Genomic DNA, 17,289 nt, shown 5'->3' with positions numbered 1-17,289 from the left:
GATCCGGCAGAACGAAGAGAACCGGTCCGGCCGCATCAGCGGCCGGACCGGTCTCGTGAGTCGTCGAACCGACGAGCTAGTGCGCGATCGGCGCCGGCTCGCGATGACCGGTGTCGATGGCCAGATCGCCGACGTAGTTGATGCGCAGCGTGAAGCGGTCCGCGCTGTTGGCCTTGACCCAGTCCGCGGCCTTGGTTGCGGCGGTGTCGGCCTGCGCCCTGGTCTCCCAGGTGCTGATCGAGACGAAGGCGTTCTTGTCGACCTGAGCCACCCCGTAGGACACGAAGCCGTCGCTGCCCTTGAACAAGGGAACCATCTCGGCCTTCGCCTGGGTGACTACCTCGTCGAACGTGCCGGTCTTGATGTCGTAGAGAGCTACGCGCGTACAGCGCATGGTGTGCCTTCCTATCGTGGAGCGGCTTGCGTAGACCCACAAACCAGTTCCACCACCGAACCTACGCTGGTATTTCAATACTAGCAATAGAATTCCTGGATTAAGATTCCGGTATACTCTGTGTCATGGCTTGGGGCTTCCTGACGAACCACGCGCAGGCACTGCTGTGCATTGCCGACGACCCGGGCGTGCGGCTGCGGGAGATCGCCACCACGCTCGGCATCACGGAGCGCGCGGCCTTCGGCATCGTCACCGATCTGGTGGAGGCCGGTTACGTGGTCAAGGACAAGAACGGCCGCCGCAATCGCTACGCAGTCCAGGTCGACAAACCCCTGCCGGGGGCTCTGCTGCGACAGCGAACGGTCGGCCAACTAGTGACCCTCCTCGCCCGCACGGACCTCGAAACTCGCGACCACGCCTGAGCACGGCTCGGCGCTTCAGCGGCTGGCGCGGGTCCAGGCGGTGGCGACGCGGGAGATCAGGGCCGGGTCACATCACTCGCCGTTGTAGGCGGCCAGGACACGCATGGAGCCACTGGTGACGCGGATCTTGCGGTCGCGAAGGAAACGGAGGCGTTCCACTGGCGGGACGAGCCGCGAGACCGGGTGGAGAAGCTCCCGGACGCGGCGGCTGACGAACGGCAAGGCGTAGTACTGATAGGCGCTGTCGACGGCGCGGACCGTGTAGCCGCTGCGGTTCAGCAGTGTGGTGATAGTTGCCGGGTCGTAGTAGCTGACGTGCTCGGGGATCTTGAACGACACCCAGCGTGATCCGGAGACGCGGGCCAGCAGGCTCTTGATGTTCGGGGTGACCATGACCACCAGGCCGCCGGGCCGGAGCAGGCGGCTCGCCTCGCGGAGGAACTCGGACGGCTCGGTCAGGTGCTCGATGAGGTGCGACCCGAAGATCACGTCGTACTTCTGGTCCTGGATCTCGGGTACCTCCTCGAGCAGACCGCAGAACACGCGGCCGGGGTGGCGCGTCGCGGCCCACTTGACGGCCGCCGGGGAGAGATCGATGCCGTAGGCGTCGAACCCGGCATCGAGCGCACACTGCAGGAAGTAGCCGTACCCGCAGCCGACCTCGAGGATCCGGCCACTGGGGACGAACTCACGGATCCGGCGCACGTCCTCGCGGAACGTCGCCAGGTACTCCTGCTCCTGGTCCTCGTACTCCGAGTACCCGGTCCCGGCGCCGCCCTCGAAGTACGAGTCCCCCTCGTACAGAGCGCGCAGCACGTCCGCGGTCGGCGTCGGCACCAGCTGCACGAGGCCGCACGACGGGCACTCCTCGATGCCGTAGCCGTCCTTCTCGCCGCGCGGGCGGAAAGCGCCGGTCTCGGCACACAGAATGCAAGTCGCCATGAACAGGCTCCCCCTAGGTCCGCCCCGGGCGGGCGAGGTTTGACGAATCTAGTTGATTCGGCAGTCAATCAGCAACGGATCACGGCTGAGTGGGGTCGCCGGGGCGGACGAGGCCGGTTTCGTAGGCGAGGACCACGGCCTGGGCGCGGTCGCGGAGGCCGAGCTTCGCGAAGATCCGGGCGACGTGGGTCTTCACGGTCGCCTCGCTCAGCGTCAGTTCGGTGGCGAGCTCGGAGTTGGACAATCCGTGGCCCATCAACGTGAGGACCTCGACCTCCCGCGGCGTCAGCGCGGCGAGGTCGCGGTGGATCGCGGGCTGGGCCGGGGCCGGGATCGCGAACCGCTCCACCAGCCGCCGCGTGATCGACGGAGCCAGCAGCGCGTCGCCGGTGGTGACCAGCCGGACGGCTGCGGCGAGGTGCTCAGGGGTGACGTCCTTCAGCAGGAACCCGCTGGCTCCGGCGGCCAAAGCGGCGTACACATAGCGATCCAGGTCGAACGTGGTGAGGATCAGGACGCGGCAGTCGGTGGGCTCGGCCAGGATGCGGCGGGTCGCTTCGAGACCGTCCATCGTCGGCATCCGGATGTCCATCAGTACGACGTCCGGCCGCAGCCGGCGGACCGCATCGACGGCCTCGGCACCGTCGCCGGCCTCACCGACGACCTCGATGCCACGCGCGTTCAGGATCATTCGGAACCCGGTCCGCACCAGGGCCTGGTCATCGGCGATCACCACTCGAAGGGCGCTCGTCACAGGCGCTCCAGCGGGATCTTCGCGCGGACGCGGAACCCGCCACCCAATCGACGCCGCGCATCGAGATCGCCGCCGTAGACGGCCACCCGCTGCCGCAACCCCAGCAGTCCGTGCCCCTCGCCACCACCTGACGGTGCGCGGCCTCCGGTCAGCACGCTCGGCCCGGTGTTGAGGATCTCGACCCGCAACGCGTGGTCGGCGTACCGCACCGTCACCTCGGCCTTCACCCCGTCGCCATGCTTGAGCGCATTGGTCAGCGCCTCCTGGATGATCCGGTACGCCGTGACGTCTACCCCGGCCGGAAGTGGTCGAGGGTCCCCCGAGATGCGCACCTCCAACGGCAACCCGGCGAACGCGATCCGGTCGATCAACGGACTGAGCCGGCTCAGACTCGGCTGTGGGGCCAGTCGCTCGTCCTCTTCACCACTGGCCGACGGTGCGAGCAGGCCGAGCAGATGCCGCAGTTCGGCCATGGTGTCGCGGCCGGCCGCTTCGACCGCGAGTAATGCCGCCTCGGCTTGATCGGGCTGGGTCTCCAGCACATGCCGCGCCGCGCCGGCCTGGATCACCATCACGCTGACGTTGTGGCTGACGATGTCGTGCAGGTCGTGAGCGATCCGGGCCCGCTCCGCGTCGACCGCGGTCTGCGCTGCACTCTCCCGTTCGCGCTCGAGCAACCACCCGCGTTCCTCCAAGGCGCGGGTGTGCGCCCGCCGGGCCCGGAGAAGGGCCACAGCGAGCGCCGCTGCGGCCAGGCAGGCCACCGCGGCGACGAGCAGCCAGATCGTGGTCACGAGAACCACTGTCCCAGGGGCGTTCCGGATTCCGCATCATCCGCTGGTGGCACGCCGTACATCTCCAGGATGAGCAGGCGCGGACAGTACGCCGGCAGGCTGACGTCAGACGGGTGCGGGCGGTCCTAGCGTGAACGTATGACGGATGACGAAGGCAACGGACAGGTGGTCGTGCGGCTCACCGGCGTACGCAAGGAGTACGGCGACTCCGTCGCACTGGACGGGGTGTCGCTGGAGATCCGGGCCGGCGAGGCGGTCGCCGTGATGGGACCGTCCGGCAGCGGCAAGTCCACGCTGCTCAGCATGGTGGCCGGGCTGGACCGGCCGACCTCGGGCTCCGTCGTGGTGCACGGCGACGACCTCGGCACGCTGGACGAGAAGGGCCTGGCGCTGTACCGACGCCGGCGGATCGGCATGATCTTCCAGTTCTTCAACCTGCTCGACGACCTGTCCGCCCTCGACAACGTCGCACTGGCCGCGCAGCTGACCGGTACGTCGGCCCCGTCCGCCCGGAAGCGCGCCCTCGAACTCTTCGACGAACTCGGCATCGCGGACCGCCGGAACATCTACCCCGCCCAGCTGAGCGGCGGAGAACGGCAACGCGTCGCGGTCGCCCGAGCGCTGATGAACCGCCCCGCCGTACTGCTGGCCGACGAGCCGACCGGTGCCCTGGACACCCGTGCGGGCGAACAGGTCATGGACCTGCTGCTGGACCTCAACCAGATCGGCCAGACCCTGCTCCTGGTGACGCACGACCAGCAACTCGCGACGCGCTGCGCCAGCCGGGTGATCGAGTTCGTCGACGGGCAGATCGCGGGCGAGCGCAGCCTGGAGCGTACGTCGTGAGCGCCGTGTGGCCGGTGTCGCGAGCAGCGGTACGGCGACGCCGGATGCAGACCATGGTGATCGGTGTGGTCGTTTTGCTGTCGACCACGATGATCGTGGTGGCGCTGGGATTGCTGGCCGCGTCGAGCGGGCCTTTCGACCAGGCGTACACGAAGCAAAGTGGTGCACACCTGGTGGCGTCGTACGACCGGAGCAAGGTCAGCGACGCCCAGCTCACCAGCGCCGCGCAGAGTGCCGCGGCTGCGGCCGGACCGTTCGGGCAGGCCACGCTCGACCTGAGTTCGACGCGGATCATGGGGATCCCGCTCTCCCTGGTGGCGGTGGGACGGGCGGATCCCGGCGGCCCGGTCGACCGTCTGAACGTGTGGAAGGGGCGCTGGGCGGACAAGCCGGGCGAGATCGTGCTGAACCGGAACCCGACCGACTCCACTGGCCGTGGTGCGCCGACGGTGGGTTCCACAGTGACCGTGGCCGGCGGTCAGCGGCTGACCATCGTCGGATTCGCCTACAGCGTCAGCGGATCGGCCGATGCGTGGGTCACGCCGGCCCAGATGACTTCGTTGAAGCCGACATCTACGCAGATGCTCTACCGCTTCGCCCAGGCCGCGACCAACGCACAGGTGTCTGCTGGTCAGTCCGCAGTGACCGCCGGTCTGCCTTCCGGTGCGCTGGTGGGCACTCAGTCGTACCTTGCGCTGCGAGCTCTCGCCACCGGCGAACCGAATACGTTTGTGCCGTTCTTGATGGTGTTCGGCTGGCTCGGGCTGGCGGTCGCCGTACTGATCGTGGCCAACGTGGTCAGTGGTGCTGTGGTCGCCGGCTTCAAGCACATCGGCGTACTCAAGGCACTGGGGTTCACGCCTACGCAGGTGATGACGGTCTATCTGGCCATGGTGTCCATTCCGGCGATCGTCGGCTGCGCCATCGGCACTGTGCTGGGCAATGTGCTCGCGGAGTCCTTGCTGACAAGGGCTTTCGAGAACTATGGCGCGGGCGGTATCGGCGTACCGGTCTGGGTGGACGTGGCTGCGATGCTCGGCGTACCTGCGCTGGTCGCGCTGTCCGCTCTGGTGCCTGCGTTGCGAGCGCGGAGTCTGTCGGCGGCCGAGGCGATCAGTGCGGGGAGTGCACCACGGGCCGGGCGTGGGTTGCGGGCGCAGCGGTGGCTGAGTGGTACTCGGTTGCCGCGGGCGGTGAGCCTGGGTCTCGGGCTTCCGTTCGCCAGGCCAGCGCGTACGGCGCTGACGCTCGCGGCCGTCGTTCTGGGTGTCACGAGCGTGACGCTGGCGGTCGGGCTGGGGAAGTCTTTGACGACGTACCAGACCGCCGCGAGTCGGGTCGGTGCGGTTGACCTGGCGATGTTCGGAGGTGTCCCGGACGGCGGGGCACCACCTCCAGGTGAGGAGGCGCCACCGGGCGCCAAGCTGAGTGACGCGGCTGACGAGGCGTTGCTGCGATCCACTCCGGGTGTGTCGTCGGTGACGGCGAGCCGGGAGCTGGATATGCGGCTGGCCGGGACGAACACGGATCTGCGGGTGTCGTTCTACCGTGGGGACTTCGAAACGCTCGGTTATCGGATCCTCGACGGGCGGTGGTTCGACGGTCCGGGCCAGGTGGTGGTGTCGGAGCGGTTCCTTCGCCAGCGTGGGTTAGCGGTTGGGGACACGGTCACGTTGCAGGCGCAGGGGAAGAGCGTCCAGGTGCGGATCGTCGGTAAGGCGCTCTACAACTCGGGTGACGAGGTGTTGTCGAACTGGCAGACCTTGGCGCTAGTGGCCCCGACCATGCGCGCCTCGCTCTACGAGATCAACCTCAAGCAGGGCACGGATCTGGACGCCTACGTCAAGGCCGTGCAGGCAGGCGACTCGGGACTGCAGGAGACCTCCGGTCAGGACGCCGGCAGCTTCGTCGCGATCGTGCTGGCTACCGTCGTACTGCTGACTCTGATGCTGGGGACCGTGGCTGCGCTCGGCGTCTTCAACACCGTCGTCCTCAACACCCGCGAACGCCGCCGCGATCTCGGGATGCTCAAGTCGATCGGCATGACGCCCAGCCAGGTCACGCTGATGGTTGTCACGTCGATGACTGCTCTGGGCGCGATCGGCGGCCTGCTGGGCATCCCCTTGGGGATCCTCGCCCACCGCTTGGTCGTCCCCGCCATGGCGAACGGCGCCCAGGTGGCAATGCCCGCCTTCATGCTCGACGTCTACCCGCTGTCGCTCCTGGCCCTGCTGGTCCTCGCCGGCATCCTCATCTCCGCCGCCGGTGCCTACATCCCGGCCCGCTCCGCCGCTCACACCACCATCGCCGAGGTTCTCCACAACGAGTGACTGTCGGTTCCCGCTGATAGGAAGACCGGCATGACTGATCGGGCGCGAGTGGTGGTGTCGGTGACGGCGTCGGTGGATGGCCGGGTGACGCTCGGGCGGGATCGGCTGCTGCTGTCCGAGGAGGCCGGGTCGATCTGGCGATCGATCTGGCCCACGGGCGCGGATGCTGCCTCGGCCGCGCGTACGGCGCTCTTGGAGGAGCTGTACGCGCCGACGGCGATCCTCGAGGGCAGCGGCACCTTCGTCACCCCGGACGCCGGCCCGCTCGACCTTCCGCCGGCGGATCACGTCGAGTTGTACGAGGACTACCTGCCCGCAGTGCCGCCGAACCACAGGAAGTGGTTCACAATCGTCGACAGCCGAGGCCGTGTGCACTGGGACATGAAGGGCGGCGACGGGACCGATCTCCTTCTGCTCGTCGCCCGCACGACACCCGCGTCGCACCTTTCCTATCTACGCCGGGAGACCATCCCGTACCTGGTCGCCGGCGAAGACCGGGTCGACCTTTCCCTTGCACTTCAGCGGATGCGGGACGTCCTCGGCGTCACCTGCGTCATCTCCGAAGCCGGCGGTGGCCTGAACGGCGCCCTCCTCCGAGCCGACCTGATCGACGAACTCCACCTCGTCCTCCTCCCCACCGCCATCGGCGGCGCGTCGGTCCCATCCATCTTCGACGGCCCCGAACTCCTCCCCGACACCCTCCCCACCGCCCTGCACCTCCTCTCCACCAACACCACCCCCGACGGCGTCCTGTCCCTCCGCTACGAGGTCATCCGGTGATGCCCGCGGAGTTATTCGACCTCAGCTGCATGCGGCGTACGAAAAACTGCCCGGATGGATGAGGTGGTGCGGAGTAATCAGGTGGTGTGGGAGCGGGCCTCGGAGAAGCACGTTCGGGAGTACGACGAGTTGCTGGCGGAGGCACGGGGGGATGGGCTGCTGGAGCGGCGGGAGGTGGAGTTGCTTGCGCCGGTGCTCGCGACAGGGCCGGTCGTGGTGCATTTTCAGAGTGGGCATGGACTGGATGACGTTGGGCTGGTGAAGGCGGGGGCCCGGCTCGTGGTGGGGGTGGACTACAGCTCCGTGGCTGTCCGTGCGGCTCAACGGCGGGCTGTCGAGCTGGGGGTGAGTTGCCGGTACGCCGTCGCCGAGGTGCCCGGCGTACCTGTGCGAGACGGGTGCGCGGATCTCGTGTACACGGGCAAAGGCGCGTTGATCTGGATGCGTGACATCGCCGCGTGGGCTCGGGATGTGGCACGGGTACTGCGGCCAGGTGGACACCTGTTCGTGTACGAGGCTCACCCCGCCGTCCCGCTGTGGACGTGGGACGAGGACGAGCCGCGGATCCGGCCGGACCGCAGCTACTTCGCCGAGTCACACGTCAACGACACCTTCCCCGGCAACGGCGCCCGCGAATGGCAGTGGAACCTCGGTCAGATCGTCACCGCGATCACCACCGCCGGCCTGCACCTGCAAGTCCTCGAGGAGTACGCCGAACCGTTCTGGCGACCCCAGGACGGCACCACCGCGGCCGCGTGGTCCGGCCGGCTCCCCAACTCCTTCGCCCTACTGGCCCGCCGCCCGGCCGCGGATCACTAAGTATTCGGCGGGTACGACGACCTGGCTGGAGCTTGACGTGTGGTGCGGGTGAAGAGGTTGATCAGGTCGGCACGGAGGGCGGGCCAGCGCCGACCGACCAGGCGAGCGCAACCCGGCCGGCCGCGACGGCCTCGTCGTACATGAGGACCTCCCACCTTGCCGGCCGACGCCGGCACAAGAGCTCAGAGGAAGGGCAGGAGCGCGGCCTCCTCACGATCCAGGCGGCCGTTGAGGAGGGCGACGATGCGGTCGACCTCGGGCAGGAGATCCGGCTCGGGTCCGGTGACCAGCTTCTCCAGTTCGGCCAGGTGTATGGCGATTTGGTCGTGTTCGGACTGGAGTACGGCGATCTCGTCCGATAGCTCGGGGTGTTGTTCGACCACGGCCGGGAAGAGGCCGCCGGATTCGCCGGTGTGGTGATACTGCAGGCCTTGGCACACCGTGAGGCAGTTGACGCGGAGCTGCGCGCCCAGGCCCGCGGTGCCGGATGTCGCGACTTCCTTGCGGATCAAGGTGAGTTCCCGGCGGAACGCGGTGTGGATGAGCTTGAGGGCGTCGGCGAACGAGCCACGATCGCCGGTGGGCGGGCCTGGCTGCGGAACGAGGGCGACGACCGGGATGGTCCGGGTGGTGCGGGTCTGGTAGTCACCCCAACCCGAGTCCGCCTCGACGAGTCGCGCGAAGACCTCGTCGCGCTCGGCGTCCCGCAGTACGACCGCGGTGGCTGGGTAGGTGAAGAGGCCGGTCTCCACGGTGACCGCCGGATCGGCGATCAGGTTGTGGTACCAGTCGGGGTGCTTGGGGCCACCGCCGGCCGAGCCGACGACGAGGACCCGCTCACCGTCCGGGTAGTACCCGAGGACCGTGGTGTGCGGCCGGCCTGAGCGTGCGCCGGTGGTTGTCAACAGCAACAATCTGGCGTCGGTGAACGGGCCGCCGACCTGGCCGTCGTTCGCCCGGAACTCCTTGATGATCTGTTCGGTGAAATCGTTCAGTGGTCGCTTCTCTCGTGAGCTGGGGGTGGAAACCTTGCCGACAGAGAAACGAAGGCGGGCCCCGAACGGCCCTCCCGGCGCTCAGAACGCGCCCGGGCACCCAACTCGTGCATGGCCCATGGCCGACCCGGCAGTCACGCGGAGCATCCTAACCACCCACCAGGCCAAACCCGAGGAGAGCCCGTGATCCGGGCACCCATCAGTCTGGTGTGGGCTGCACATTGTGGGTCAGATGAGTCACTCGGCCGGTGAGGTAGCGCAGCGGTCCTTGCGGCAACTGCCAGACGGCGCTGACTCGGCCTGGCACCGGCCGTCCGTCGATGACGGTCCAATCCTGCACAGGAGTGCGCCACTCTGCGCGGACCAGTCCTCCGGGCAGGTCGGCGTACCGGTCGGTGGTACTGAAGTCGCAGGGCGCGCCCCGTTCATCGAGGAAGACCCTGGCGCGGACGGTACGCCCGGCATCGGTGAGGGCCACGTCGAAACTGTGCCCATCGACCGGCTGCCAGGACGTCGCCGGGCCAAGCAGCAGCGAGGGCGCGAGCAAGATCGCATCGTTGAGGTAGGTCGTCAGCTCACCGATGTCGAACTCATCTCCCTGGCCGTCTGCGACAACGATCCTGTCGAGCAGTTTGCCGAGCATGCGACCGTGCCCGTGCAGATAGGTGTCAGCGCCGACCATCGGCACGACGCGGGCGAAACGCAGCCGCATCACGAAGATGCGGGCGACCTCGATGCCGGAGTTGTACTGCCAGGCTTCGGCGGGCATCCAGCCAAGCCGTGGCCGCAGCCGGAACTTCCCGACGAACCGGGCGCGGAAAGACCACTCCCGTGGCCGGCCGACCACGCCCATGAAGCGCAGGTAGCGCTGAACGACCTCCGGCAGCCCGGCCAGGTCGGCGTCGGTTACCAGTGCCTCGTTACCGGTGCCGGCGGGCAGCCCGGCGGCTTGGACCGCCTCGACGAGTCGACGGCTCAGGCGGTCCCGGCCCCAGCCCGCGGGCGTGTCATGTGTTGTTGTCATCACGGTTCCTGCGGCGAGGCGAGAGCGGCATGGCTGGTCCTGTGCGTGCTGAAATCAGGTGGTCTTCTCCACCCTTCACCAGCGGAAGTCGCGGCAGTAGGGACGAACGTCCTCAGTTGCGCCACTTCGTAGACAATGTCCAGGTGACCAGCCCCCCGCTACGTGATCGCCTTGTTCAGGCCGGGATCGAACTACTCGAGGAAGAGGGGCTCGCGAACCTCACTCTGCGCGCCATCACCCGGCGCGCGGGTGTCTCCCACGGCGCTCCCCGCCGGTACTTCCCCACCCACAACTCCCTGCTCGCCGCGATCGCCGCCACCGGCCTCGCCGACCTCGCCTCCCGGCTCGTGCCACAGGACGGCGACAGGGAGGCTGACGAGCTATTGATCGAGGCAGCGCTGCGTTATCTGGACTTCGCCGCCGAACGCCCAGGCATGTTCGAGCTGTTGTTCCGGCACGACCTCCTGGCAGGTGCCGGCGGCAACCTCCGGGCGACGTCACTGCCGCTCTTCCAGACCTTCGTCGACCTGGTCGCCCAGGTCCGGCCGACCGACGCGCAAGCACGCGCGACCGCCCTCTGGACCAACGTCCACGGACTCGCCACCCTCCGCGCGACGAGCGCCCTCGAACTCCTCGGTACGACGGACCTGACGCCGATGGTGAAGCACGTTGTACGCGTCCACCTCAGCTAGCGCGCAGAGCGCCGTACAGATCCCGCACGAAGCAGGTATCTCCGGGATCAGATCATCCAGATGAGTCCGATGCCTTCACCGCCGACCGCCCACGCGTCGTGATAGCGCGCGCTCAGCCCGGTCCCCTCGACCAACTCGGCCCGCTGGTCGCGGCGGGTCGGGTGGCAGACCGGCAGTGATCCGCCTACCGAGGGTTGTTTACCAGGTGCTTGATGTAGCTGGGGTGGGGGAATTTGGCAAGGTGTTGGAGAAATCATTTCGGGAAGGCGCGAAAAAACCTCACGAATGCTGTAACGGCGGCCACACAGGGACGATAAACGGGTGAGCGACCCGGCAGGGGGGCCTAGCGGGACGCTCCGGTGTTTCTTCGGGACCACCGCATGTGGAGGGGGGGCCTCGCAGGTGCTCGCCCGGGGCGGGGTGAGCACCTGTTCGAGGCTTCAGCCCTTGATGCCCACGTTCGCCATTCCCTCGACGAACCGCTTCTGGGCGAACACGAACAACACGATCATCGGCAGCGTCGCGAGCGCCGTACCCGCCATCAGATACGGCCACTGGATCTCGGCCGGGTTCTGCGAGAAGATCGCCAGCCCCAGTTGCAGCGGGCGCATCGTGTCCGACGTGGTGATCATCAGCGGCCAGAGGAAGCCGTTCCAGGCCGCCTCGATCTGGAACACGCAGATGGTGATCAGCGCCGGCTTGATCAGCGGGGTCATGATCCGCCAGAAGATGCCGAACTCACTGAGCCCGTCCACCCGGGCCGCCTGGGCCAGCTCGTCCGGCAGGGAGACGTAGAACTGCCGGGCCAGGAAGGTGAACAGCGGCGCCGCCCCGAGCGGGATGATCAGACCCCACCACGAGTTCAGCCAGCCGATACCGCCGTGGCCGAGGATGTTGTTGCCGCCGAACAGCGGGATCGACTTCACGATCATGAACAGCGGCACCAGGATGATCTGGAACGGCACCAGCAACAGCAGGATGAAGTAGTTCAGCAACATCTTGCCCCCGCGCAACGGCAGCTTCGCCAGCGCGTAGCCGGCCGTCGTACAGACCGCGAGGGTGAAGGCGGTCTCGCCGACCGCGATGAACAGGCTGTTGCGGAAGTACCGCAGGAACGGCGCGGTCTGCATCGCCTCGGTGAAGTTGCGCCAGCGCAGCTCTTTGGGCAGCCAGCTGAACGTGGCGATCTCCAGATTGTTCTTGAACGCGGTCAGCAGCATCCAGACGAATGGCGTGATCATCAGGATCGCGCCGACCAGCAGCACGACGTACAGCAGGATCCGGCCGGGCCGGAACGCCGACGGCTTGCGGGAATCCACCGCCGGCAACGTAACGCTAGTCATTGGCATCCGCCCTCTGGATCAGGCGCCCGACGCTGATGAAGGCCGCGATCACGAGCATCATGATCACGGTCTCGGCGGACGCGTAGCCGAGTTTCAGGTCCTGGAACGCGTTCTGATAGATGTCCATCACCAACACCCGGGTCTCCGAACCCGGACCGCCCTGCGTCATCACGTAGACCAGGTCGAACACCTGGAACGTGCCGACGATCGAGGTGATCAGCACGAAGAACTGCACCGGACCGATCGCCGGCCAGGTCACGTTGGCGAACTTCTGCCAGCGGTTGGCGCCGTCCAGCTCGGCCGACTCGAGCAGGTCGCGGGAGACGCCCTGCAGCGCGGCCAGGTAGATGATCACCTTGGTCCCGAGGCCCTGCCAGATGCCGACCACCATCAGTGACGGCAGCGCGGTCGCCGGGTCGGCCAGCCAGCGGTTCGGCGCGAACCCGAACAAACTGAGGAACCCGTTCGCCAGCCCGGAGCCGGGGTTGTAGATCCACAGCCAGATCGTGGCCACCGCGACCGTCGCGGTCACGGTCGGGATGTAGAACGCGGTCCGGAAGAACCCGAGTCCCTTGATCTTCTGGTTCAGCCCGATCGCCACCGCGAGCGAGATCGCCATCGAGATCGGGATCACCACGATCGCGTACAGGACTGTGTGCCACAGCGACGCCTGGAAGTCGACGTCGCGGAACAGCTCGGAGTAGTTGCCGAAACCGACCCAGGACCAGGTGTCACCGAAGCTGTAGTCGGTCAGACTCAGCACCAGTACGGCGACGACCGGGATGACGATGAAGATGCCGGAGTGGAGCAGGGCCGGGGTCAGCAGTGCCCAGCCGGTCCGGACCTGACTGCGGAGCAGCGTGCCGCTGTCCTTGGCCGGAGCTACCTTGCGCGGGGTGTCCAGTGCTGGACGTTCAAGTGTTGTGCTCATCGGGACTGTCCTGCCAGGTCGGCCAGCGCCTTGGCGGGATCCTTCTGTCCGAGGACCGCCTGGGTGAGCTGGATGTCGAAGTTGCCGCGCATCTCGAGCCAGTTGGACGGCACCTCGTTCTCGTTGACGGCGTACTGCAGGCCGTCGGCGACGAACTGGCTCAACGGGTTCGATTTCGCCTGCGGCGAGTTGCTCGCGTCCGGGTAGGCCGGGATCTTCTTGTTCAGCTTGGCGATCGCGTCCAGCGTGTCCTTCTTGGTCAGGGTCTGGATGAAGGTCCAGGCCGCGTCCTTGTGCCGCGCGCGTGACCCGATCGACGCCAGGTCGCCACCGACGTACTCGATCTCCTTGCCGCTGTTGAAGCGGAAGAACTTCAGGTCGTCGCAGTTCTTCTGGCCGATGCCCTTGTCCGAGCAGTCGACGCCGCCGTTGACGATCCCCATCGCGGCCTCACCGGTGAGCACGAGGGGTTGCTGGGCGGCGTTCGCCTGGCCGTACGGCTGGACGTTGTTGATCATCGACTTGATCCACAACAAGGTGTCCAGGCCCGCCTTGTTGTTGAAGTTCGGTTCGCCGCCCACGTAGAGCGGCGTACCGGTCGAGGCCAGGAAGGTGGTGAACGACTGCCGGAAGCCGGTGGCCGACGCGAGGTCGAAGCCGCTGCGGGTGATGTTCCCGTTCTTGTCCCGCTTGGTCAGCTTCTCGGCCGCGGTCTTGATGTCGGCCAGCGAGGTCGGCGGCTTGTCCGGGTCCAGGCCGGCTTCACGGAACGCACTCTTGCGCAACGCGACCGCGCGGGTGTCGGCGATCAACGGAAAGGCGTACAGCTTGTTGTCGTACGTCGCCGCCGGGATCAGCGCCCCGAGGCTCTTCTGCTTGATCACGTCCGGGGTCACGCCGTACTTGCCGAGATCCTCGAAGATCCGCTTCGACGCGAACGGCTGGACCCAGCCGACGCCGGTGACCATCACGTCGTACGGGATGCCGGCCGCGATCGAGGTGGACAGCTTCTCGTTCAGATTCTTGTACGTCGCGAAGTCCGGCTCGACCTTCATCTTCGGATAGGTCCGGTGGAAATCGTCGACGACCTTCTGGAACTCGTCCCGGCCCTTGGTACTGGGCGGGAAGGACGGGAGCAGCACGCGCAGCGTCCCGGTGGCCTCGGCCGGCGGAACCCCGTCCGTACTCTTGTCGATCACCCCGTTGCCACAACTGCTGACCACAACGCTGAGCGCTGCGGTCAGCAAGGTCAGTCCCACACCACGTCTCACAGGGGAACTCCTTCGCTGCCGAACCTGTTTCGGCCGGGTCCGGCGGACCGGACCACCACCCAAGTGCAGCGAAAGTATGGGAAAGGGCTTTCCTCGTCAAGGCCTCAGAGCTCGAATGATCAAATCCGATCACTCCCGGAACTAGATCGATCAAAGTTCCGTCCAGAGGGCGCGTCAGCGGTCTGCTGGGAGTGCGCTCACTAGCAGGAACAGATCAGGCCTCGTGACTCGGACCCTGGCGCTCGTGCCCCGGGGTCGTGGTCGCACGCCGCGCCCCCTGCTGGTCCGCGGCCAACCGGGTCGCCGACCGCAACGGCTGCGACCCGCCCAACCCAGCCCGAGCCGCAGCCGCCACATCAGGCGGCAACGCCGGCCCCTGGGGCCCGCCGGTTCGCATCGGCTCCTGAGGTCCACTGGCCGGCCGTGGACCCTGAGCACCTCGGCCCTGAGCACCTCGGCCCTGAGCCTGCCCTTGAGCAGGCCCCTGCTGACTCCCGCGATTCTGCTCCACCCCGGCCGCCCGCTGCACCTGCTGCTCAGGCGCCGGCATGTTCCACTGCTGCTTCAGGGTCCGGATCTCGTCCTGGCCTGCGCGGGCGGCGGCCGCGCCCGCCTTGGCGGACTGCCGGCGAAGCTGGTCGCCGTCCAGCTTGCTGAGATCGTCGACCCCGGCGAAGGCCGGCTTCATCGCCGCCTCGATCCGCCGGACGGACGCGTCCCGCTCCTGGTCTGGAACCATTCCCGGGAGCTCGCTGTTGTCGTACAGAAGTTCGGCTGCGACCCGGAACTTCTGCTCGGCGTTGACGACGGCAAGCCTGCGGACCGCCTCCTCGGAGCCCAGACCGGTGTCGCGTCCGATCGCCTCGGTGAATCTCCGCGCGGCCGGGGTGAACTGACGGTACGACGGGTCCGCGTCCGCCGAGCTGATCCCGGGCGCGACCTCCTCGAGCCCGAGGTCGTCGATGTAGCGGTTCAGGTTGTCGTAGCTGTGGACCTCGGTGACGCCCTCCTCCAGCGCACGCACGCTGGGGTCCTTGAACGCCTGCATGGCGTCCTTGTGGTCGCTCCCCTCGGCCGCGAGGAGGTGGGTGTTCTCGTGGAACACCGTCTTGACCGCCTCGCGGTACCACTGCAGCGTCTCGGCGTCCTGGTTGTAGACGCGAGCGTTGGCGAACATCTCCTTGATCGGAGCGTTCACCTTCTCGTCGTTGTACTCGATCGTGTTGTCCCACGTCACCGCTCCGCGAACCTTACGTTCGGGTGCGGCGGCGACCTGCCGACCGTTCCAGGACGAGTGGTGCGCACCAGAAACCCGGACGGCGGACCTGGCCTGCTCCGCCATCAGCTCCTGGTAGCTGGTGACTTTCACCTGCTGTCGGGTTCCAGGGCCAGGATCAGCATGTACAAGGATTCGTTCAGCTCGAGGATCGGCGCCTGCTCGGTGCGCGGGACGCTCTCGGCGATGCGGTTGATCTCGGCCATGCCGGCCTCGGCGCGGGCGATGCGCTCGGCTGGAGTGCCGTCGCCGACGCCGGCAGCGGAGTGGATCCGGATAGCTTCCAGCATGGCCGGGGAGATCGGAGGGCCGTCGGCGGCTTCGGACAGGATGCCCTCGATGTCGGCGATGTCGTTCTCCGCGGAGCGGCGGTCGGCGGGGTCTTCGATGGTGACGGCGAGGTCTTTCAGGCGGGTGACCGCGGCCGGTAGCCAGTCCGGGAGTGTTTCGGCGTCGAGGACGTCGAAGACCGGGTCGTACTCGGTCCGGAACTGGTCGTAGTCCATGTCCTGCCCTTCGTCCTGGTAGCGACCTTCGAATTTACCTGGCCGAGCGGCCAACGGCGGCTGGTTCGAGCGCGCCGCAGGAGGTTCGGATGTTGAGGTGGGGCAGGAGGCTGAGGTGCTGGACGGGTCCGGGCTTGGACTGGAGTTTGCGCAGCAGGAGCTCGCAGGCCGTCTCGCCGAGGGCGTACTTGGGCGGGCAGACCGCCGTCAGCGGTACGACGGCCAGGGCGGCGGTCACGTCGTTGTAGGCGATCACGGCGAGGTCGTCCGGAACGCGCAGACCGCGCTCCATCGCGCGCTCGACCAGGCGGGCGCCGTGCTCGTCGGAGTGCACGAGCACCGCGCGGCTCCCGAACGCCTCACACTCGGCCAGGAACGCGTCCAGCTGCGCGAGCGCCGCCGGATCGTCACCGGCAGCCGGCAGATCCACCGGCGACAGGAACACCTCGACCCCGAGCGCCGCCGCGGCCGTCTCGATCCCGCGCCGCAGCCAGTACGCCGTCACCGTCGCCTGCAGGTTGATCGCGATCCGGCGGTGCCCGAGCGCCGCGAAGTGCCGCAGCGCCAGCATCGCGCCGTACGCGTGATCGGTGCGGACGTGGTCGTACTCGCGCGCCACCTGCGGGAACCCGAACGCCCGCTCCATCAGCACCACCGGTACGTCGATCTCGTCCAGCCGGGCGTCGAGCTTGTCCGCGTCCCCGTCGCCGAGCGCGGTGCTGATCAGCAGCCCGGCCACGCCGATGCCGAGCACCTTGTCGATCCGCTCCCGCTCCATCACCACGTCGTACCCGGACACCCCGAGCACCAGGCGGGCGCCGTACCGGCCGGCCGTCGCCTCGGCGCCGCGGATCACGTCGGAGTAGTACGTCGCCGCACTCGGTACGACGATCCCGATCGTGAGCCGGCTGCCCTGCGCCTGCTGGTCGGCGGGGCTGGCGCCGATCGCGCCGCCGTGCACCCGGCGGAGCAGGCCGCTCGCGTCCAGTTCGGCCAGGTCCCGGCGTACTGTGATCGCGGAGACGCCGAGCTCGGCGACCAGTTCGGCCACCCGGAGCCGGCCGTGCCGGCGCAGGCTCCGCAGGATCAGCTCGTGGCGCTCCGGTGCAAGCATGCGGTCCCCTGTGATCTCGGGTGATTGTTTGTGATCATACGATCAACCAGCGCCCA

Annotated in this window: 18 protein-coding genes; 6 read left to right on the top strand and 12 right to left on the bottom strand. The window is 67.7% G+C overall.

The features are described from left to right. Positions 1–76: 76 nt before the first annotated feature. Positions 77–394, bottom strand: a complete 318-nt coding sequence (locus OG555_RS15390; RefSeq protein ID WP_329483561.1) for an antibiotic biosynthesis monooxygenase — start codon at positions 392–394, stop codon at positions 77–79. 125 nt (positions 395–519) lie between these two features. On the opposite strand from OG555_RS15390, the gene OG555_RS15385 reads away from it, so the two are divergent. Continuing rightward, a complete protein-coding gene (locus OG555_RS15385; RefSeq protein ID WP_329483560.1) occupies positions 520–816 on the top strand; it encodes a helix-turn-helix transcriptional regulator in 297 nt (98 codons plus the stop codon). Between the two features lie 72 nt (positions 817–888). Here the strand turns inward: OG555_RS15385 and OG555_RS15380 are convergent, their stop codons facing one another. The 3 genes from OG555_RS15380 to OG555_RS15370 form a co-directional block, all read right to left on the bottom strand. Then, positions 889–1,758, bottom strand: coding sequence for a class I SAM-dependent methyltransferase (locus OG555_RS15380; RefSeq protein ID WP_329483559.1), 870 nt, complete (start codon positions 1,756–1,758; stop codon positions 889–891). A 79-nt stretch (positions 1,759–1,837) separates the two neighbouring features. Continuing rightward, positions 1,838–2,449: a response regulator transcription factor gene (locus OG555_RS15375; RefSeq protein WP_329484824.1), complete on the bottom strand. Its 612-nt coding sequence runs from the start codon at positions 2,447–2,449 to the stop codon at positions 1,838–1,840. A gap of 59 nt (positions 2,450–2,508) precedes the next feature. Continuing rightward, positions 2,509–3,306 carry a sensor histidine kinase gene (locus OG555_RS15370; RefSeq protein WP_329483558.1) on the bottom strand — a complete coding sequence of 266 codons (798 nt, stop codon included), beginning with the start codon at positions 3,304–3,306 and terminating at the stop codon, positions 2,509–2,511. Positions 3,307–3,444: 138 nt separating this feature from the next. Here OG555_RS15370 and OG555_RS15365 point away from each other — a divergent pair, with 138 nt between their 5' ends. Genes OG555_RS15365 through OG555_RS15350 form a run of 4 tightly spaced genes read left to right on the top strand, consistent with a single transcriptional unit; the run spans position 3,445 to position 8,081 of the window. Further along, positions 3,445–4,152, top strand: coding sequence for an ABC transporter ATP-binding protein (locus OG555_RS15365; protein WP_329483557.1), 708 nt, complete (start codon positions 3,445–3,447; stop codon positions 4,150–4,152). Continuing rightward, a complete protein-coding gene (locus OG555_RS15360; RefSeq protein ID WP_329483556.1) occupies positions 4,149–6,482 on the top strand; it encodes an ABC transporter permease in 2,334 nt (777 codons plus the stop codon). Before OG555_RS15365 ends, OG555_RS15360 begins: the two co-directional genes overlap by 4 nt. 30 nt (positions 6,483–6,512) lie before the next feature. After that, complete coding sequence (locus tag OG555_RS15355) at positions 6,513–7,262, top strand: RibD family protein (protein ID WP_329483555.1); 750 nt, start codon at positions 6,513–6,515, stop codon at positions 7,260–7,262. Positions 7,263–7,316: 54 nt separating this feature from the next. Next, positions 7,317–8,081, top strand: a complete 765-nt coding sequence (locus OG555_RS15350) for a class I SAM-dependent methyltransferase (RefSeq protein ID WP_329483554.1) — start codon at positions 7,317–7,319, stop codon at positions 8,079–8,081. A gap of 182 nt (positions 8,082–8,263) precedes the next feature. On the opposite strand, the gene OG555_RS15345 is transcribed toward OG555_RS15350, so the two are convergent. Together OG555_RS15345 and OG555_RS15340 are read right to left on the bottom strand one after the other, a co-directional pair. Further along, a complete protein-coding gene (locus OG555_RS15345) occupies positions 8,264–9,052 on the bottom strand; it encodes a nitroreductase/quinone reductase family protein (RefSeq protein WP_329484823.1) in 789 nt (262 codons plus the stop codon). A 223-nt stretch (positions 9,053–9,275) separates the two neighbouring features. After that, positions 9,276–10,100, bottom strand: coding sequence for a DUF6544 family protein (locus tag OG555_RS15340; protein ID WP_329483553.1), 825 nt, complete (start codon positions 10,098–10,100; stop codon positions 9,276–9,278). A gap of 143 nt (positions 10,101–10,243) precedes the next feature. Here OG555_RS15340 and OG555_RS15335 point away from each other — a divergent pair, with 143 nt between their 5' ends. Next, the gene (locus OG555_RS15335) at positions 10,244–10,792 is read left to right on the top strand and encodes a TetR/AcrR family transcriptional regulator (RefSeq protein WP_329483552.1); all 549 of its coding nucleotides are present in this window, start codon (positions 10,244–10,246) and stop codon (positions 10,790–10,792) included. 440 nt (positions 10,793–11,232) lie between these two features. Here OG555_RS15335 and OG555_RS15330 read toward each other — a convergent pair whose 3' ends face one another. From OG555_RS15330 to OG555_RS15305, 6 genes are all read right to left on the bottom strand, one after another. Next, positions 11,233–12,111, bottom strand: coding sequence for a carbohydrate ABC transporter permease (locus OG555_RS15330; protein WP_329483551.1), 879 nt, complete (start codon positions 12,109–12,111; stop codon positions 11,233–11,235). 16 nt (positions 12,112–12,127) lie between these two features. Further along, positions 12,128–13,066 (bottom strand): carbohydrate ABC transporter permease, encoded by a 939-nt coding sequence (locus OG555_RS15325; RefSeq protein WP_329483550.1) that lies wholly within the window; start codon positions 13,064–13,066, stop codon positions 12,128–12,130. Continuing rightward, positions 13,063–14,337 carry an extracellular solute-binding protein gene (locus OG555_RS15320; protein WP_329483549.1) on the bottom strand — a complete coding sequence of 425 codons (1,275 nt, stop codon included), beginning with the start codon at positions 14,335–14,337 and terminating at the stop codon, positions 13,063–13,065. Before OG555_RS15320 ends, OG555_RS15325 begins: the two co-directional genes overlap by 4 nt. A gap of 214 nt (positions 14,338–14,551) precedes the next feature. Beyond that, on the bottom strand, positions 14,552–15,706 hold the full coding sequence (locus OG555_RS15315; protein ID WP_329483548.1) for a hypothetical protein: 1,155 nt from the start codon (positions 15,704–15,706) through the stop codon (positions 14,552–14,554). Continuing rightward, positions 15,703–16,119: a hypothetical protein gene (locus tag OG555_RS15310; protein WP_329483547.1), complete on the bottom strand. Its 417-nt coding sequence runs from the start codon at positions 16,117–16,119 to the stop codon at positions 15,703–15,705. The genes OG555_RS15315 and OG555_RS15310 overlap by 4 nt, the downstream gene beginning before the upstream one ends. 34 nt (positions 16,120–16,153) lie before the next feature. Beyond that, positions 16,154–17,233: a substrate-binding domain-containing protein gene (locus tag OG555_RS15305; RefSeq protein ID WP_329483546.1), complete on the bottom strand. Its 1,080-nt coding sequence runs from the start codon at positions 17,231–17,233 to the stop codon at positions 16,154–16,156. Positions 17,234–17,289: the final 56 nt, after the last annotated feature.

This window comes from Kribbella sp. NBC_01484, from assembly GCF_036227145.1.
Lineage (GTDB): Bacteria > Actinomycetota > Actinomycetes > Propionibacteriales > Kribbellaceae > Kribbella.
This window is presented reverse-complemented; position numbering and strand designations above follow the sequence as displayed.